We start from the raw sequence: 14651 nt of genomic DNA, 5'->3' as shown, positions 1-14651 counted from the left end.
CCTACGGCACCCCCAGCTCGAACAGGGCGTACCCGGCGTACGAGCCGGACGCCAGGGCCGCGACGCCCAGCAGCGTGCACTGCACGGGCAGGCTCAGCCGGCGCATCGCGACCGCGAGCGGCAGGAACAGCGGGAAGCAGGGCAGCAGATAGCGGGAGATGTTGGCGACGATCTGCTGGCTGCCGAGGACCAGGGCGAGCGTGAGGACGGTGTACACGACCAGCACCGCCGGCGGGCGCAGCCGCAGCAGCAGCGGCAGCAGTGCGCAGGCGAGCAGGATCACGGCGACCGAGATGACGTCCGCGAAGGGGTACGCGAAGAGATAGCCGAACTTGCCGACGGGGACGGACGTCAGCACGTCCCAGGTCTGCTCGCCGTAGTCGAAGCTGTGCGCCCAGGCGCCCGACTGGAGCTTGAAGTAGCCGCCCAGGTCGCCCATGCGGTTGCCGACCCAGAGCAGATAGCCGAACAGGCCGAGCGGGGCCATGGCCATGGCGAGCAGCGGTCGCAGGGTGCCGTCCTCGCGGCGGCGCAGGGACAGCAGCGCGGCCACGCCGAGCGCGGCGATCAGCGCGGCGGCCGTGGGCCGGTTGAGACCGGCCGCGAAGGTGAGCACGCCCGCGGTGAGCCAGCGGCGGGTGAGCACGGCGTGGCAGGCCCAGGCGGCCAGGGCCACGTAGAGGGAGTCGGAGTAGACCGCCCACTCCACGCCGGAGCCCGGCCACACCGCCCACAGCCCGGCCGCCGCGAGCCCGCCCCGCCGGCCCCCGAACCGTTCCGCGACCGCGTAGATGCCGAGGGCGGCGGCGAAGGAGGCGACGATCGAGACCAGCAGGCCGGCGCCGTACGAGCCGAGGCCGGTGACCGCCGAGGTCATCCGTATCAGGGCCGGGTACAGCGGGAAGAACGCCGCCGAGTTGCCCTCCAGCGTGATCAGTCCGGTGGCACCCGGGACGGGGACCAGCTTCGGGTCGTAGCCGTGCAGGGCGATCTGCTGGTACCACCAGCCGTCCCACGTGGCCAGCACGTCCCAGGCGTGCGCTCCGCCGCCGAACCGCGGGTGCTTGGTGCGGTAGTCCCCGGTGGAGGACAGCAGGTACATGAAGGAGCAGAAGCCGGCCAGCTTCAGCGCGCCGAACATGGCGAGGACCGGCCCGTGGTGGCGGGCGGCGGCCCGCAGCCGGTGGCGGGACACGGTCCGGGAGACCTGCGTGCGTATGCCGGGCAGGGTCGCGGTCATCGGGTCACCGGCCTCGGCCGGCGACGGGCCGGGGTGCGCCACATCCGTACGATCCCGCGCAGGTCCGCCAGCGCGGTGGCCACGATGTCGACGCTGCTGTCGGGGTCGTCGACCCAGTCCACCGGAACCTCGTGGATCCGCAGGCCGGCCCGCTCGGCGAGCACCAGCAGCTCGGTGTCGAAGAACCACTCCCCGTCCCGCACCAGCGGCAGCAGGCGTTCGGCGGTCTCCCGCCGCACCGCCTTGAAACCGCACTGCGCGTCCGAGAAGCCGACGGCGAGCGTGCAGCGCAGCAGGACGTTGTAGCAGCGGGATATGACCTCGCGCTTGGTCCCGCGCACCACCCGCGCACCGGGCGCGAGCCGGGTGCCGATGGCCACGTCGGAGTGGCCCGAGATCAGCGGGGCGACCAGCGGCAGCAGCGCGGTGAGCCCGGTGGACAGGTCCACGTCGAGGTACGCCAGCACGGGCGCCCGGGAACCCGACCAGGCGGCCCGCAGCGCCCGGCCGCGGCCCTTCTCGGGCAGCCGCAGCGAGGTCACCTCGGGGAGTTCGCCGGCCAGCCGGGCGGCGATGGCCGGGGTGCGGTCGGTGCTCGCGTTGTCGGCGATGGTGATCCGGAACGGGTAGGGGAAGGTGTCCCGCAGATGCGTGTGCAGCCGGCGGACGTTGGGTTCCAGGTCCTTCTCCTCGTTGAAGACCGGCACGGCCACGTCCAGGACGGGTTCTTCGCCGCTTGTCGGCAGCGGCGCGCGCAGCGGCGCGGGTGCCACGGCCGGTGACCGGCTCGATCGGATGTACATCACGTAAGTCCCCGTTTGTTCCGGTATATCGGGCATGCGGATGCTGGGCGGGAGTGGGCGGAGGGCAGGGCGGCTAGCCGGAGGGGCTGATCACCGAGGAGGGCTCGTCCGGCGGCTCACCGGACGTGCTCGCGGTCGCCGTGGCCGGTGGTGTGGTGCTGTCGCCCCGGGAGCCGGCCGTGGCCGACGGCGGCTGCTGTGTCGTGGTGGGCGGAGGCTGCGCGGACGAGGGCGGGGCGGAGGTGGTCCGGGTGTCGCCCGGCGCCGGGGAGTGCGTCGGTGTCGAGGGCGGCGGTACCGAGGGCGGAGGTGCGCTCGGCGACAGGGTCGGTGACTGTGAGGGCGATGTGCTCGGGGTCGGCCCGGGGCTGAGCATCGGCAGGGGGTGCGGTGCGGTCGGCCGGTCGTCGGTCTGGCCGTGCGGCCACAGGAACAGGCCCAGGCCGAGCCCGGCCACCGCGAGCACGGAACCGGCGGCCCGGCGCGCTGCGCGCATCCGGCGCCGGGCCCGTACGCCCGTCCGGAGGGCGTCCCGGTGCCGGGGCTCGAAGGGTGCCGGCTGCCGGTCCTGCTGCATGAGCTGTGTCAGTTGCCGTTCGAAGTGGTCCATGACTTCTTCCCTCACCCCACCGGCTCGATCACGTCGGCCAGCAGCCGGCGCAGCCGGGCCACCCCGCGCGCGGCATGGGACCGGGCCGTGCCCACCGGGCAGCCCAGAGTCTCCGCGACCTGCCGGTCGGGCAGGTCCTGGTAGTAGCGCAGCACCACGGCGGCCCGCTGTTGCGACGTCAGCTGGCCGAGTGCCGCCTCCAGCCGCGAGCGCTCGGCCACGGTCGCCGACATGTCACCGGCCGCCGCCACCTCGGGCAGCTCCTCCACGGGCCGCTCGCCCCACCAGCGCCGCCGGGCCGACCGGGCCGCGGCCCGCGCCAGCACCTTGCGGACATAGGCCTCGGGCGCCTCGTCGGCGACCTTCGGCCAGACGAACCACAGCTTGACCAAGGACTCCTGCAACAGGTCCTCGGCGCGGTGCCGGTCCCCTCCGGTGAGCAGACGGGCCAGGTGGAACAACACCGACCAGCGGGCCGCCACGAACGCGTCGTACTCACCGGCCCTGGTCTGCTCCATCCTCAGGTCCCTGTCCTCGCCGGCTCTCTACACCAGGAGTAAGGCCCTGGACCCCGGCCCGCGCTGCACCCGGCGAACGTGATCCGCGTCACGCACAGCCGGCGCACAGGCCCCGGAGAGTCTCTCGTACCGCCGGCGACGGAATCAGGCCACCCTCAGCAGCAGTACCGCCGCGCCGGAGTCAGGCCACCCTCAGCAGCAGCACCGCCCGTGCCGGAGTCAGGCCACCCTCAGCAGCAGTACCGCCCGCGACGGAATCAGGCCACCCTCAGCAGCAGCACCGCCCGCGCCGGCACCGTGATCTCCGCCCCGGCCGAGTGGACCGTGCCCGGCGCCTGCGCCTGTGCCTCCGCCGAGGTGTCCACGACCACCTCGTACCGCTCCGCCCACGGCGGACCCGGCAGCAGGAAGTCCGTCGGCCGGTCGCCCGCGTGCAGGACGGCGAGGAAGCTGTCGTCCACCACCGGTGCGCCCCGCTCGTCGCGGCCCGGGATGTCCCGCCCGGACAGATACATGCCGACCGTGGCCGCGGGCGCGTACCAGTCGCCCTCGGTCATCTCCGCCCCCCGCGCGGTGAACCAGGCCAGGTCGCGCAGCCCGTCCGCGGTCTGCGCCCGGCCGGAGAAGAAAGCTCGCCGGCGCAGCACCGGATGCCGGTGGCGCAGCGCGATCAGCCGCGCGGTCAGGTCGCACAGCGCCCGCCAGCCGGGCTCCTCCAGCAGCGACCAGTCCAGCCAGCCGATCTCGTTGTCCTGGCAGTAGGCGTTGTTGTTGCCGCGCTGGGTGCGGCCGAACTCGTCGCCGGCCACCAGCATGGGCACGCCGGTGGACAGCAGCAGGGTGGTCAGCAGGTTCCGCAGCTGCCGGCGCCGCAGCGCCCGCACCCGCTCGTCGTCGGTCTCGCCCTCCGTCCCGCAGTTCCAGGACCGGTTGTCGTTCGTGCCGTCCCGGTTGTTCTCGCCGTTGGCGTCGTTGTGCTTGGTCTCGTACGACACCAGGTCGCGCAGGGTGAAACCGTCGTGCGCGGTGACGAAGTTGACCGAGGCGTAGGGGCGCCGGCCGCCCCAGGCGTACAGGTCGCTGGAGCCGGAGAGGCGGTAGCCCATCTCGCGGACGTCGGGCAGGGCGTGCCGCCAGAAGTCCCGGACGGCGTTGCGGTAGCGGTCGTTCCACTCGGTCCACAGGGGCGGGAAGGCGCCCACCTGGTATCCGCCGGAGCCGATGTCCCACGGTTCGGCGATGAGTTTCACCCGGCGCAGCACCGGGTCCTGGGCGATGACCGCGAGGAACGGGGACAGCATGTCGACGTCGTGCATCGAGCGGGCCAGCGCCGCCGCGAGGTCGAAGCGGAAGCCGTCCACGCCCATCTCGGTCACCCAGTAGCGCAGCGAGTCGGTGATCAGCCGCAGCACCTGGGGCTGGACGACGTGCAGGGTATTGCCGCAGCCGGTGTAGTCGGCGTACCGGCGGGCGTCGTCCTGGAGCCGGTAGTAGCCGCGGTTGTCGATGCCCTTCAAGGACAGCGTCGGCCCCCGTTCGCCCGCCTCCGCGGTGTGGTTGTAGACCACGTCGAGGATGACCTCGATGCCGGCCGCGTGCAGTGCGCGCACCATCCGCTTGAACTCGCCGACCTGCTGGCCGGTCGTACCGGAGGCCGCGTAGGCGGCGTGCGGGGCGAAGTAGCCGATGGAGTTGTAGCCCCAGTAGTTCTTCAGGCCCCGGCGCAGCAGATGGTCCTCGTGCGCGAACTGGTGCACGGGCAGCAGCTCGACGGCCGTGACGCCCAGCCCGACCAGGTGCTCTATCGCGGCCGGGTGCGCGAGCCCGGCGTAGGTGCCGCGCAGGTCCTCGGGGATGTCCGGATGCAGCCTGGTGAAGCCGCGCACGTGCAGCTCGTAGATGACCGAGTCCGCCCACGGCGTCTTGGGGCGGCGGTCGTCGGACCAGTCGTCGTCATCGTGGACGACCACACCCTTCGGCACGTGCGGCGCCGAGTCCCGCTCGTCGCGCACGGTGTCGGCCACCTGCTGGTCGGGCCAGTCCCGGACGTGCCCGTACACCTCCGGCGGCAGACCGAACTCGCCGTCCACCGCCCGTGCGTACGGGTCGAGCAGCAGCTTGGCCGGGTTCCAGCGGGCGCCGGTCCAGGGGTCCCAGCGGCCGTCCACCCGGTAGCCGTACCGCTGCCCGGGCATCACCCCGGGCACGAAGCCGTGCCAGATCTCGTGCGTGAGTTCGGTCAGCGGGATCCGTGTCTCCCGGCCCCGCTCGTCGAACAGGCATACCCGCACCCCCTCCGCCCCGGCCGCCCACAGCGCGAAGTTGGTGCCGGCCACCCCGTCCGGGCCGACCCGGAACCGGGCCCCCAGCGGGGTCGGCGCACCGGGCCACACGGGCGGGACGGGCGGTACGGCCCGCCGGGCGCCGTTCACCGCCGCCGGTTGCCCGCTCCCGGCGGCCGGCTCCCCGGCCGGTGCCCGCTGCTCGGCTGCGCTCGTCACTGTCGGCCCCTCTTCTCAGTGGCTCGCCCGAGGGACGCGATCGGCCGTTCCGGGCAAACGGGGGAGCGTTTCGGCACCCCCGGTTCCCCGGCACGACCACGCCCCGACGGCTCCGACCGGGCTGGGGGTTCCCCTGCGGGGAGGCTCCCCTGTGTCGTCCTTCCCTCTGTTCTGCCCAGCGCGTGGCTCGCACTCACGTTTCCCCGGAGCGGGCCCCGTCGTTGAGCCCCGCGTGAGGCACGTACAAGGACGCGCACGGCGCGCGGGGGCCGCGCTGGCCGCGGTACTGACATGGGCGGGGCTGCTGGCGGGCTGCTCCTCGGACGGCTCGGGGCCACTGGGCATGGGCGGGGCGCTGGGCAAGCCCCCGGCCCCCGAGGACGTCATCCGGGTGACACCCGACGACGGCAGCAAGGGCGTACGCCCCGGCGAACGGCTGCAGGTCCGGGTGCCCGGGGGGCGCCTGGAGAAGGTGACGGTGGTGCGGTCGCAGGACGCGCAGGACACACCGGTCCCGGGCCGGATCAGCGAGGACAGCCTGCTCTGGAGACCCGACGAGGACCGGCTGGCGCTGGCCGCGAAATACACCGTCGACGTGGTGGCACTGGATTCGCACGGCCGCCGCTCGGCCCGGCACACCACGTTCACCACCTACGTCCCAGACGAGCGGTTCATCGGCTACGTCACCCCGGAGAACCGCGCCACCGTCGGCACCGGGATGATCGTCTCGCTCTCCTTCAGCCGGGAGATCGAGAACCGCGCCGCCGTCGAACGCGCGGTCCGCGTCACCGCCCGGCCCCCCGTCGAGATCCGCCCGCACTGGTTCGGCAAGGGCCGTCTGGACTTCCGTCCCGAGCAGTACTGGAAGCCCGGCACCGAGGTCTCCGTCGACCTCGGCCTGCGGGACGTCGAAGGCGCCCGTGGCGTCTACGGGCTCCAGGACAAGACGTTCACCTTCACCGTCGGCCGCAGCCAGGTCTCCGTGGTCGACGCGGCCAAGCACACCATGGCGGTACGGCGCGACGGGCAGCTCCTGGCCACTGTCCCGATCACCGCGGGCGCCCCCAAGCACCCGACGTACAACGGGAAGATGGTGGTGATGGACATGCTGGAGGTCACCCGCATGAACAGCCGGACGGTCGGTTTCGGCGGCGAGTACGACATCCCCGACGTCCCGCACGCCATGAAGCTCACCGACTCCGGCACCTTCCTGCACGGCAACTACTGGGCACCGGACGCCCCCGGCCAGACCAACGTCAGCCACGGCTGCGTGGGTCTGCTGGACGTGAAGGGCGGCAGCCCGGACACCCCGGCGGGCTGGTTCTTCGACCGCAGCCTCGTCGGCGATGTCATCGAGGTCGTAGGCAGCAAGGACAAGACCGTCGCACCCGACAACGGCCTCGGCGGATGGAACATGACCTGGAAGGCGTGGAAAGCGGGCAGCGCGGTGAAGTAACCAGGTGGGGGGGAGTGCTGCGCGGTGAGGATGCCAGGGGGAAGTTGCGACAGAACGGTGACCTTCCCCTGACACCTCGCCCCGAACTGGGCAGTTAATATGCGCGCACCAGTGTGGTGGGGAGCGGGCCGAGCAGGCCCGGCGAGGGGAGAACAACTTGAACATGCGGCCTGTATCGGGGGCGTCGGTGCGGGGGCGGCGAGGCCGTAGGGGACTGGCACTGATAGCCGGCGCCCTGGTGCTGTCGCTCGCCGCGTGCGGCGGGGGCGAGGACTCCGGCTCCGGGGACGACAAGGGCAAGGACGCCGTCAAGGGCGGGCAGTCCACGGCGGCCGTCACCATCGCGCCCAAGTCCGGCGCCAGCGGTGTCGACACCAGCGGGGCGCTCAAGGTCAGCGTCGCCAAGGGCAAGCTGACCGAGGTCACGGTCAAGGACGAGAAGGGCGCGAAGGTCGAGGGGGCCATCACCGGGGGCGGTGCCTCCTGGACTCCGTCGCGCCATCTGGCCGCGGCCACCAAGTACACCGTGCACGCGGTCGCGAAGGACTCCGAGGGGCGTGAGGCCGCGGAGGACGCCACCTTCACGACCCTCACGCCGCAGAACACCTTCGTCGGTTCCTTCACGCCCGAGGACGGCTCCACCGTCGGCGTCGGCATGCCGTTCTCCGTCCACTTCACTCGGGGCATCACCAACCCCGAGGACGTCGAGAAGGCCATCCGCGTCAAGACCGAGCCGGCCGTCGACGTCGAGGGCCACTGGTTCGGCAACGACCGCCTGGACTTCCGTCCCGAGCAGTACTGGAAGGAAGGCACGAAGGTCACCGTCGACCTCGACCTGGACGGCGTCGAGGGCCGCGACGGCGTCTACGGCAAGCAGCGCAAGACGGTGAAGTTCACCATCGGCCGCAACCAGGTCTCCGTCGTGGACGCCAAGAAGCACACGATGAAGGTCACCCAGGACGGCAAGACCGTCAAGACCATCCCGGTCACGACCGGCAAGCCCGGCTACGACACCTGGAACGGCCAGATGGTCATGAGCGAGAAGCTCACGGTGACCCGCATGAACGGCGAGACGGTCGGCTACGGCGGCGAGTACGACATCAAGGACGTCCCGCACGCCATCCGCCTCACCACCTCCGGCACCTTCATCCACGGCAACTACTGGGGCGGCGGCGCCTTCGGCAACTACAACGCCAGCCACGGCTGCGTCGGCCTGCGCGACGTGCGCGGCGGCTACGACAGCTCCGTCCCGGCGGCCTGGTTCTTCAACCACTCGATGATCGGCGACGTGGTGGTCGTGAAGAACTCCGACGACCGCACCGTGGACCCGGCCAACGGCTTCAACGGCTGGAACATGTCCTGGGCCGACTGGAAGAAGTGAGCCCCGGCTGACGTACGGGCCCGGTGCTGTGACCTACGGCACCGGGCCCGTTGTCGTTAGTGGCCGTTAACCTGGCCTCCATGACCGTCACTCTCGAAGTCGCCGAAGGCGTCGGCACCCTGCGTCTGGACCGGCCGCCGATGAACGCGCTGGACATCGCCACCCAGGACCGGCTGAAGGAACTCGCCGAGGAGGCCACGCGCCGCGACGACGTGCGCGCCGTGGTGATCTACGGCGGCGAGCGGGTGTTCGCGGCGGGTGCGGACATCAAGGAGATGCAGAACATGGACCACGCCGGGATGGTCCTGCGTGCCCGCGCCCTGCAGGACTCCTTCACCGCCGTGGCCCGCATCCCCAAGCCCGTCGTCGCGGCCGTCACCGGCTACGCGCTGGGCGGCGGCTGCGAGCTGGCCCTGTGCGCCGACTACCGGATCGCGGCCGACAACGCCAAGCTCGGCCAGCCCGAGATCCTGCTCGGCCTCGTCCCGGGCGCCGGCGGCACCCAGCGGTTGCCCCGCCTGGTCGGCCCCTCCAAGGCCAAGGACCTCATCTTCACCGGCCGTCAGGTCAAGGCCGACGAGGCCCTCGCCATCGGCCTGGTGGACCGGGTCGTGCCGGCCGCCGAGGTCTACGAGCAGGCGCACGCCTGGGCCGCCAGGCTCGCAAAGGGCCCGGCGATCGCGCTGCGCGCCGCGAAGGAGTCCGTCGACACCGGCCTGGAGACCGACATCGACACCGGGCTCGCCGTCGAACGGAACTGGTTCGCGGGTCTGTTCGCCACCGAGGACCGCACCGAGGGCATGCGCAGCTTCGTGGAGGAGGGGCCGGGCAAGGCCAGGTTCCGCTGAGCGTCAGCCGTGCGAACTTCTTGCTGACTCCCTTGAGTGGCACTGCAATTGACGCGTCGTCTCCTGCGGGTCCCTCGATGGGGCGGTTTATGGGAGCCTTAAGGCAACCTTAAGTCTGCTGTGTCGAGGGAGCCCGACGATTGCCCGGGAGCGAGCCGTCGCCGCAGGTCAGCCGGGCTGCTGCGGACAGTGTCATGCCGTCGGCATATGACGGTCGCCTGGGGCGGAGCGGGGGCGTACGGGGGGCGTATTCCGGCGGAACGGCCCCCAAGCCGGCTCCCGGCGGCCATCATGGGGGCATGGCGGGGCTGGAGGGCATCGAACAGCCGCGGGGACACGGCCGTACTGCCGCGGCACGCTGGTCCCCCGGGGTCGAGGACGAACAGGCGCTCAAGGCGCTCGAACTGTTCGGAAACCCGACGGAGGCGGAGGTGCCGCTGCCGTCCCGCCCGGAGTCCGCGGCCACCGCGCGCCGCCTCGCCCAGGTCGTCGTCCTGCGCACCTGGCGGCTGAGCCCCAAGCTGGCCGAAGACGCCGTCCTTCTCGTGTCGGAACTCGTCGGCAACGCCGTACGGCACACCGGCGCCCGCGTCTTCGGGCTCCGGATGCGCCGCCGCCCCGGCTGGATCCGGGTGGAGGTCCGCGATCCCTCGCGCGGTCTGCCCTGTCTGATGCCGGTCCAGGAACTGGACGTCAGCGGACGCGGCCTTTTCCTCGTGGACAAGCTCTCCGACCGCTGGGGCGTCGACCTGCTGCCGCGGGGCAAGACGACCTGGTTCGAGATGCGGGTCGCCGACCGCTGACCGGCCCCCGGGATCCGCCGCGCCGAGGCCGAAGCCGGCGAGACCGGGCAGTGTCGGCACCACACCGCCGGTCGCGACCCGACATCGCCCCACAATCGGACTAATCGCCGGTTTCCCTGTCAAAAGCCCCTTAAATGGTGCGGGTGACCACCACCAACCGACGCGGGGTGCTGCGCGCGGGCGCCGGGATCGTCGCCGGGGGCGCGCTCACCGCCGGTTGCGGCACCGGCCAGGCCGCCGCGCCCCGCGCCTCGACCCCGGCCCCTGCCTCCCCCTCCGCGCGCCCCTCGTCGGCCCCGGCCCCGGCCCCGCGCACCTACCCCGGCCTGCCCCTCCACATCACCCACGGCCCGCGCACCCGCCCCCAGGTGGCCCTCACGTTCCACGGCCAGGGCGATCCCGTACTCGCCCGCGCCCTGCTGGGCACGGCCGAGCAGCACGGCGCCCGACTGACCGTGCTCGCCGTCGGCAGCTGGCTGGACGAGCACCCGGACCTCGCCCGCCGCATCCTCGACGGCGGCCACGACCTCGGCAACCACACCCAGCGTCACGTCTCCGTCAACGCCATGTCCGAGGCCGACGCACGCAAGGAGATCACCGACTGCGCCGAGCGGCTCCGGCGGCTCACCGGGTCCATCGGCGCCTGGTTCCGCCCCTCGCGCACCGCGACCGCCTCCCCGCTCGTCGCCCGGCTGGCCCGCACCGCCGGCTACCCGCACGTGCTGTCGTACGACGTCGACTCGCTCGACTACACCCGCCCCGGCGCCGCCGCCATCACCCGCAAGGTGCTCGCCGACGTGCGGAACGGATCCGTGGTGAGCCTGCACTTCGGTTACGCGGACACGGCCGCCGCCCTTCCCGACGTCCTGAACGAACTCGGCCGCCGCGGACTGCGCGCGGTCACCACCACGGAGCTGCTGAGCTGATGCCAACCACGAAAGCCGCCCGCCTGCTGGCCGCCGGTGCCGCCCTCACCGCCCTGACCCTGCTGTCCGCGTGCGGCGGCACCCGGCACGAGAACGAGGCCGTCGCCGGCAGGACACCGGTCCAGCCGGAGGTGCGCAAGCAGCCGCGGGTGAACGTGCTGCCCGGGATGCCTCCGGTGCAGGACCCGGGCGACCTCTACGCCGCCGACCGGCCGAACCGGCTCTCTCCCGTGGTCAAGGACTTCCCCTCCCGGGTGTACGTCCCCAACACCAACTCGAACACCGTCACCGTCATCGACCCCGCGACCTACCGGGTCGTCGAGACCATCCCGGTCGGCCGCCAGCCCCAGCACGTCGTACCGTCCTGGGACCTGAAGACCCTCTGGGTCAACAACGACCTCGGCAACAGCCTCACCCCCATCGACCCGCGCACCGGCAAGGCCGGCAAACCGGTCGACGTGCACGACCCGTACAACCTGTACTTCACGCCCGACGGCAAGTACGCCGTCGTCATGGCCTCCATGGACCGGCAGCTCGTCTTCCGGGACGCGCACACCATGAAGGTCGTCAAGGCCGTCCCCGTCAGCTGCTACGGCGTCAACCACGCCGACTTCTCCATCGACGGCCGCTACTTCATCGTCTCCTGCGAGTTCAGCGGCGAGATCCTCAAGGTCGACACGGCCGCGATGAAGGTCGTCGCCCAGGAGAGGCTGCCGTTGAAGGGCGCCATGCCGCAGGACGTCAAGATCTCCCCGGACGGCAAGCTGTTCTACATCGCCGACATGGTCGCCGACGGCGTGTGGATCCTCGACGGCGACAAGTTCACCCGGCCCCGGTTCCTCGCCACCGGCAAGGGCGCCCACGGCCTCTACGTCAGCCGGGACTCCCGCGAGATGTACATCTCCAACCGCGGTGAGGGCACCATCTCACTCTTCGACTTCACCCGGAACCGGCTCACCAAGAAGTGGCACCTGCCCGGCGGCGGCAGCCCCGACATGGGCGGGGTCTCGGCCGACGGCAAGGTGCTGTGGCTCTCCGGCCGCTACAACTCCGAGGTGTACGCGATCGACACCCGCACCGGCACCGAACTGGCCCGCATCAAGGTCGGCAGCGGCCCCCACGGCCTCGCCGTCTACCCGCAGCCCGGCCGCTACTCGCTGGGGCACACCGGCATCTTCCGCTGACGGCGGACGGCTGCCGCGGCGCCGAGCAGCAGCGCCTCCGCTCCCACCGCGCGGTAGCCGGCCGCCTGGAACGCCCGCATGCTGCGGGCGTTCCCCGGCGCGATCTGCGCCCACAGCGGCTCGCCGGCCAACTGCCGGGCGGCGGTCACGAGCCGCCGGCCCAGCCCCCGGTGGCGTGCCTCGCCGGTGACCTCCACGGACACCTCCAGCCGCCCGGCGAGCCCGCGCCCCATGACCAGCACACCGCCGTCCGCCGTCCACGCCCGGACCTCCTCGCGCCGGCGGCGGGCATAGCGGATCCGGGGGTGACCGGCGTCCTCGATCTCCTGGAGCGGCAGCGTCGGCCCACCCGGCAGCGGCAGGCCCACCAGGACCGCGTCGACGGTCTCCGTCCAGCGGCCCGTCCGCTCCAGGAACGCGGTCAGGAACCGCGGGTTCAGCGTCGCGGCCAGGGCATCGCAGTCCAGGCCGCGCAGCGTCCGGCGCACCCAGTCCGGGTCCTCGTCCGTGAAGACCACGGAGTGCGCGGTGAAGGACATCACGCCCGCGTCCCGCTCGCTGGGCTGGGGCACGATCGTCGTACCGCCGTCCGCCGGCGGGAAGACGCCCCGTGCCGCCGCGTCGAGAATGTCCCGCAAGGTCTCCAAGGCCGCGCTCCTAGAGTCTCCGACGACGTCGAGAGCCCAGACTCCCAGAGGCGACCGGCGACGGCACCGGACTTTCCACCGTCGGCCGGCCGGCAGCCCCGCCCCGCACACCGCGGACCGCGCCCGGGTGGTCGCCGCACCCCGCACTCCCGCGGGCCGTTAATCTGACCAGCGTCAGTACGCCAGCACGGCATGTAGAACACGAACAAAAGGGGCGGATCGGTGGCGGACATCGAGGAAGCACGCAAGCAGTTCCAGCGGATCGACGCGGACGGTGACGGTTTCATCACCGCAGCGGAGTTCAAGTCCGCCCTGGCACAGGAAGGTGACTGGAACGTCACCGAGACGGTCGCGGCGGCGATCATCCGGACCCGCGACCTCAACGGCGACAAGCTGCTGTCGTTCGACGAGTTCTGGGCCTACCTCAGCAAGTGACCCTGAGACGGCAGGGGGCGCCCGGTCCGCACGGACCGGGCGCCCCCTGCCGTCGTACGGGGGAGCGGGAACAGTCCGGTTCGCCGCGTGGTTGACCCCTCCGTCAGAGGCATGCACGCGCATGAATCATCCGGAAGGTCAGCCATGAAGATCGGCATCATCGGCGCGGGGAACATCGGCGGCAACCTCACCCGGCGGCTCACCGCACTCGGCCACGACGTCCGCGTGGCCAACTCCCGCGGCCCCGAGACGCTCCGGGAACTGGCCGAGGAGACCGGCGCGACGGCGGTCCGGGCGGAGGACGCGGCCAAGGGCGCCCAGGTGGTGGTCGTCACCGTCCCGCTGAAGGCGGTCCCGGCCCTGCCCGCCGGCCTGCTGGACGGCGCCGCCGAGTCGGTGGCGGTGATCGACACCGGCAACTACTACCCGCAGCAGCGGGACGGCCGGATCGCGGCCATCGAGGACGAGGGCCTCACCGAGAGCCGCTGGACCGAGCAGCAGATCGGCCACCCGGTGATCAAGGCCTTCAACGGCACCTACGCCCAGGACATCCTGGATCGGCCCCGCCCGGCGGGCGACCCCGAGCGCATGGCCCTCCCGGTCGCCGGCGACGACGAGACGGCCAAGCGGACCGTCCGCGACCTGATCGACGAACTGGGCTTCGACACGGTCGACGCGGGCACCGTCGCCGACTCCTGGCGCCAGCAGCCCGGCACCCCCGTCTACGGCCTGCGGGCGGGCGTGGAGGAGGTACGCAAGGCCCTGGCCGACGCGTCCCCGGGACGCCCGGCGGACTTCCGGGGCTGAACGGTCCGGGACGGCCGCGGGCCGCCCGGCAGTCGGCCGGAATCGCGGCGGCGCAGGCCGCGAGCGCCTAGGATGTGAGGCTTCAGGGCGACGAAGTGGCAACTGGGGGGCCTGTGTTCGAGACGGTCAGGGCTGCGCACACCGATCAGGACGAGACCGTTCCGTCCGTCGAGGTCCTGGTGTCCATCGACGGTGAACCACCCACGGGCACGGGCTCCGGGGACAAGGGCATCTTCGGGCGAGGCGGCGGCGACGCCTCGCTCCGGCAGATCCCCGTCACGGTGCTGCGCGACAACCTCCAGCGCACCGTCGACGCGCTGCAGCAGGTGCTCGGCGGCCTCCAGGTGCCCGAGGCCGGCATGCCGTTGCGCCAGGCCCAGGTGTCCTTCGAGATCACGGCGACCGGCGGAATCGCCCTGGTCGGTACGTCGGCTCAGGTGGGGGCCAAGGGAGCGATCACACTGACGTTCGGCGCCTGACGGGCCGGGCGGT

At 72.2% G+C, this 14651-nt stretch carries 14 protein-coding genes and 1 pseudogene; 9 read left to right on the top strand and 6 right to left on the bottom strand.

Annotation, left to right across the window (positions count from 1 at the left end; genetic code table 11):
• Position 1 precedes the first annotated feature (1 nt).
• From ACZ4SF_RS21580 to glgX, 5 genes and pseudogenes are all read right to left on the bottom strand, one after another.
• Positions 2 to 1240, bottom strand: a complete 1239-nt coding sequence (locus ACZ4SF_RS21580) for a hypothetical protein (protein ID WP_468386723.1) — start codon at positions 1238 to 1240, stop codon at positions 2 to 4.
• Between the two features lie 23 nt (positions 1241 to 1263).
• Positions 1264 to 2043, bottom strand: a pseudogene (locus ACZ4SF_RS21575) (dolichyl-phosphate beta-glucosyltransferase); the annotation flags it as partial.
• 73 nt (positions 2044 to 2116) lie between these two features.
• Positions 2117 to 2653, bottom strand: a complete 537-nt coding sequence (locus tag ACZ4SF_RS21570; protein ID WP_468386721.1) for a hypothetical protein — start codon at positions 2651 to 2653, stop codon at positions 2117 to 2119.
• 11 nt (positions 2654 to 2664) lie between these two features.
• Entirely contained in the window at positions 2665 to 3171 is a 507-nt protein-coding gene (locus ACZ4SF_RS21565) for a SigE family RNA polymerase sigma factor (protein WP_468386719.1), read from the bottom strand.
• 257 nt (positions 3172 to 3428) lie between these two features.
• Positions 3429 to 5672 carry a glycogen debranching protein GlgX gene (gene glgX / locus ACZ4SF_RS21560; RefSeq protein ID WP_468386717.1) on the bottom strand — a complete coding sequence of 748 codons (2244 nt, stop codon included), beginning with the start codon at positions 5670 to 5672 and terminating at the stop codon, positions 3429 to 3431.
• Positions 5673 to 5904: 232 nt separating this feature from the next.
• On the opposite strand from glgX, the gene ACZ4SF_RS21555 reads away from it, so the two are divergent.
• From ACZ4SF_RS21555 to ACZ4SF_RS21530, 6 genes are all read left to right on the top strand, one after another.
• Positions 5905 to 7128 (top strand): L,D-transpeptidase, encoded by a 1224-nt coding sequence (locus ACZ4SF_RS21555; RefSeq protein WP_468386714.1) that lies wholly within the window; start codon positions 5905 to 5907, stop codon positions 7126 to 7128.
• 163 nt (positions 7129 to 7291) lie between these two features.
• Positions 7292 to 8509 carry a L,D-transpeptidase gene (locus tag ACZ4SF_RS21550; RefSeq protein ID WP_468386712.1) on the top strand — a complete coding sequence of 406 codons (1218 nt, stop codon included), beginning with the start codon at positions 7292 to 7294 and terminating at the stop codon, positions 8507 to 8509.
• 80 nt (positions 8510 to 8589) lie between these two features.
• Positions 8590 to 9357, top strand: coding sequence for an enoyl-CoA hydratase/isomerase family protein (locus tag ACZ4SF_RS21545; protein ID WP_468386709.1), 768 nt, complete (start codon positions 8590 to 8592; stop codon positions 9355 to 9357).
• A 299-nt stretch (positions 9358 to 9656) separates the two neighbouring features.
• Complete coding sequence (locus tag ACZ4SF_RS21540) at positions 9657 to 10160, top strand: ATP-binding protein (protein WP_468386706.1); 504 nt, start codon at positions 9657 to 9659, stop codon at positions 10158 to 10160.
• Positions 10161 to 10294: 134 nt separating this feature from the next.
• Positions 10295 to 11086 (top strand): polysaccharide deacetylase family protein, encoded by a 792-nt coding sequence (locus ACZ4SF_RS21535; protein ID WP_468386704.1) that lies wholly within the window; start codon positions 10295 to 10297, stop codon positions 11084 to 11086.
• On the top strand, positions 11086 to 12270 hold the full coding sequence (locus ACZ4SF_RS21530) for a YVTN family beta-propeller repeat protein (RefSeq protein ID WP_468386701.1): 1185 nt from the start codon (positions 11086 to 11088) through the stop codon (positions 12268 to 12270). Before ACZ4SF_RS21535 ends, ACZ4SF_RS21530 begins: the two co-directional genes overlap by 1 nt.
• Here ACZ4SF_RS21530 and ACZ4SF_RS21525 read toward each other — a convergent pair.
• Positions 12237 to 12917 (bottom strand): GNAT family N-acetyltransferase, encoded by a 681-nt coding sequence (locus ACZ4SF_RS21525; protein WP_468386698.1) that lies wholly within the window; start codon positions 12915 to 12917, stop codon positions 12237 to 12239. The genes ACZ4SF_RS21530 and ACZ4SF_RS21525 overlap by 34 nt on opposite strands.
• 222 nt (positions 12918 to 13139) lie before the next feature.
• Here ACZ4SF_RS21525 and ACZ4SF_RS21520 point away from each other — a divergent pair, with 222 nt between their 5' ends.
• The 3 genes from ACZ4SF_RS21520 to ACZ4SF_RS21510 all read left to right on the top strand — a co-directional run bounded on the left by ACZ4SF_RS21520 (position 13140) and on the right by ACZ4SF_RS21510 (position 14638).
• Positions 13140 to 13352 (top strand): EF-hand domain-containing protein, encoded by a 213-nt coding sequence (locus tag ACZ4SF_RS21520; RefSeq protein ID WP_468386695.1) that lies wholly within the window; start codon positions 13140 to 13142, stop codon positions 13350 to 13352.
• Positions 13353 to 13463: 111 nt separating this feature from the next.
• Positions 13464 to 14159: an NADPH-dependent F420 reductase gene (locus ACZ4SF_RS21515; protein ID WP_468386693.1), complete on the top strand. Its 696-nt coding sequence runs from the start codon at positions 13464 to 13466 to the stop codon at positions 14157 to 14159.
• A 113-nt stretch (positions 14160 to 14272) separates the two neighbouring features.
• The gene (locus ACZ4SF_RS21510; RefSeq protein ID WP_468386690.1) at positions 14273 to 14638 is read left to right on the top strand and encodes a Pepco domain-containing protein; all 366 of its coding nucleotides are present in this window, start codon (positions 14273 to 14275) and stop codon (positions 14636 to 14638) included.
• Positions 14639 to 14651: the final 13 nt, after the last annotated feature.

Source organism: Streptomyces sp. NPDC027663, assembly GCF_055566415.1.
Note: the sequence above shows the minus strand (reverse complement) of the source record. Positions and strands in the feature narration are given on the sequence as shown.

Coding starts and splice junctions, on each gene's coding strand:
- ACZ4SF_RS21580 (WP_468386723.1), bottom strand. CDS start 1,240: ATGACCGCGACCCTGCCCGGCATACGCACGCAGGTCTCCCGGACCGTG.
- ACZ4SF_RS21565 (WP_468386719.1), bottom strand. CDS start 3,171: ATGGAGCAGACCAGGGCCGGTGAGTACGACGCGTTCGTGGCGGCCCGC.
- ACZ4SF_RS21530 (WP_468386701.1), top strand. CDS start 11,086: ATGCCAACCACGAAAGCCGCCCGCCTGCTGGCCGCCGGTGCCGCCCTC.
- ACZ4SF_RS21550 (WP_468386712.1), top strand. CDS start 7,292: ATGCGGCCTGTATCGGGGGCGTCGGTGCGGGGGCGGCGAGGCCGTAGG.
- ACZ4SF_RS21545 (WP_468386709.1), top strand. CDS start 8,590: ATGACCGTCACTCTCGAAGTCGCCGAAGGCGTCGGCACCCTGCGTCTG.
- ACZ4SF_RS21570 (WP_468386721.1), bottom strand. CDS start 2,653: ATGGACCACTTCGAACGGCAACTGACACAGCTCATGCAGCAGGACCGG.
- ACZ4SF_RS21515 (WP_468386693.1), top strand. CDS start 13,464: ATGCACGCGCATGAATCATCCGGAAGGTCAGCCATGAAGATCGGCATC.
- ACZ4SF_RS21540 (WP_468386706.1), top strand. CDS start 9,657: ATGGCGGGGCTGGAGGGCATCGAACAGCCGCGGGGACACGGCCGTACT.
- ACZ4SF_RS21535 (WP_468386704.1), top strand. CDS start 10,295: ATGGTGCGGGTGACCACCACCAACCGACGCGGGGTGCTGCGCGCGGGC.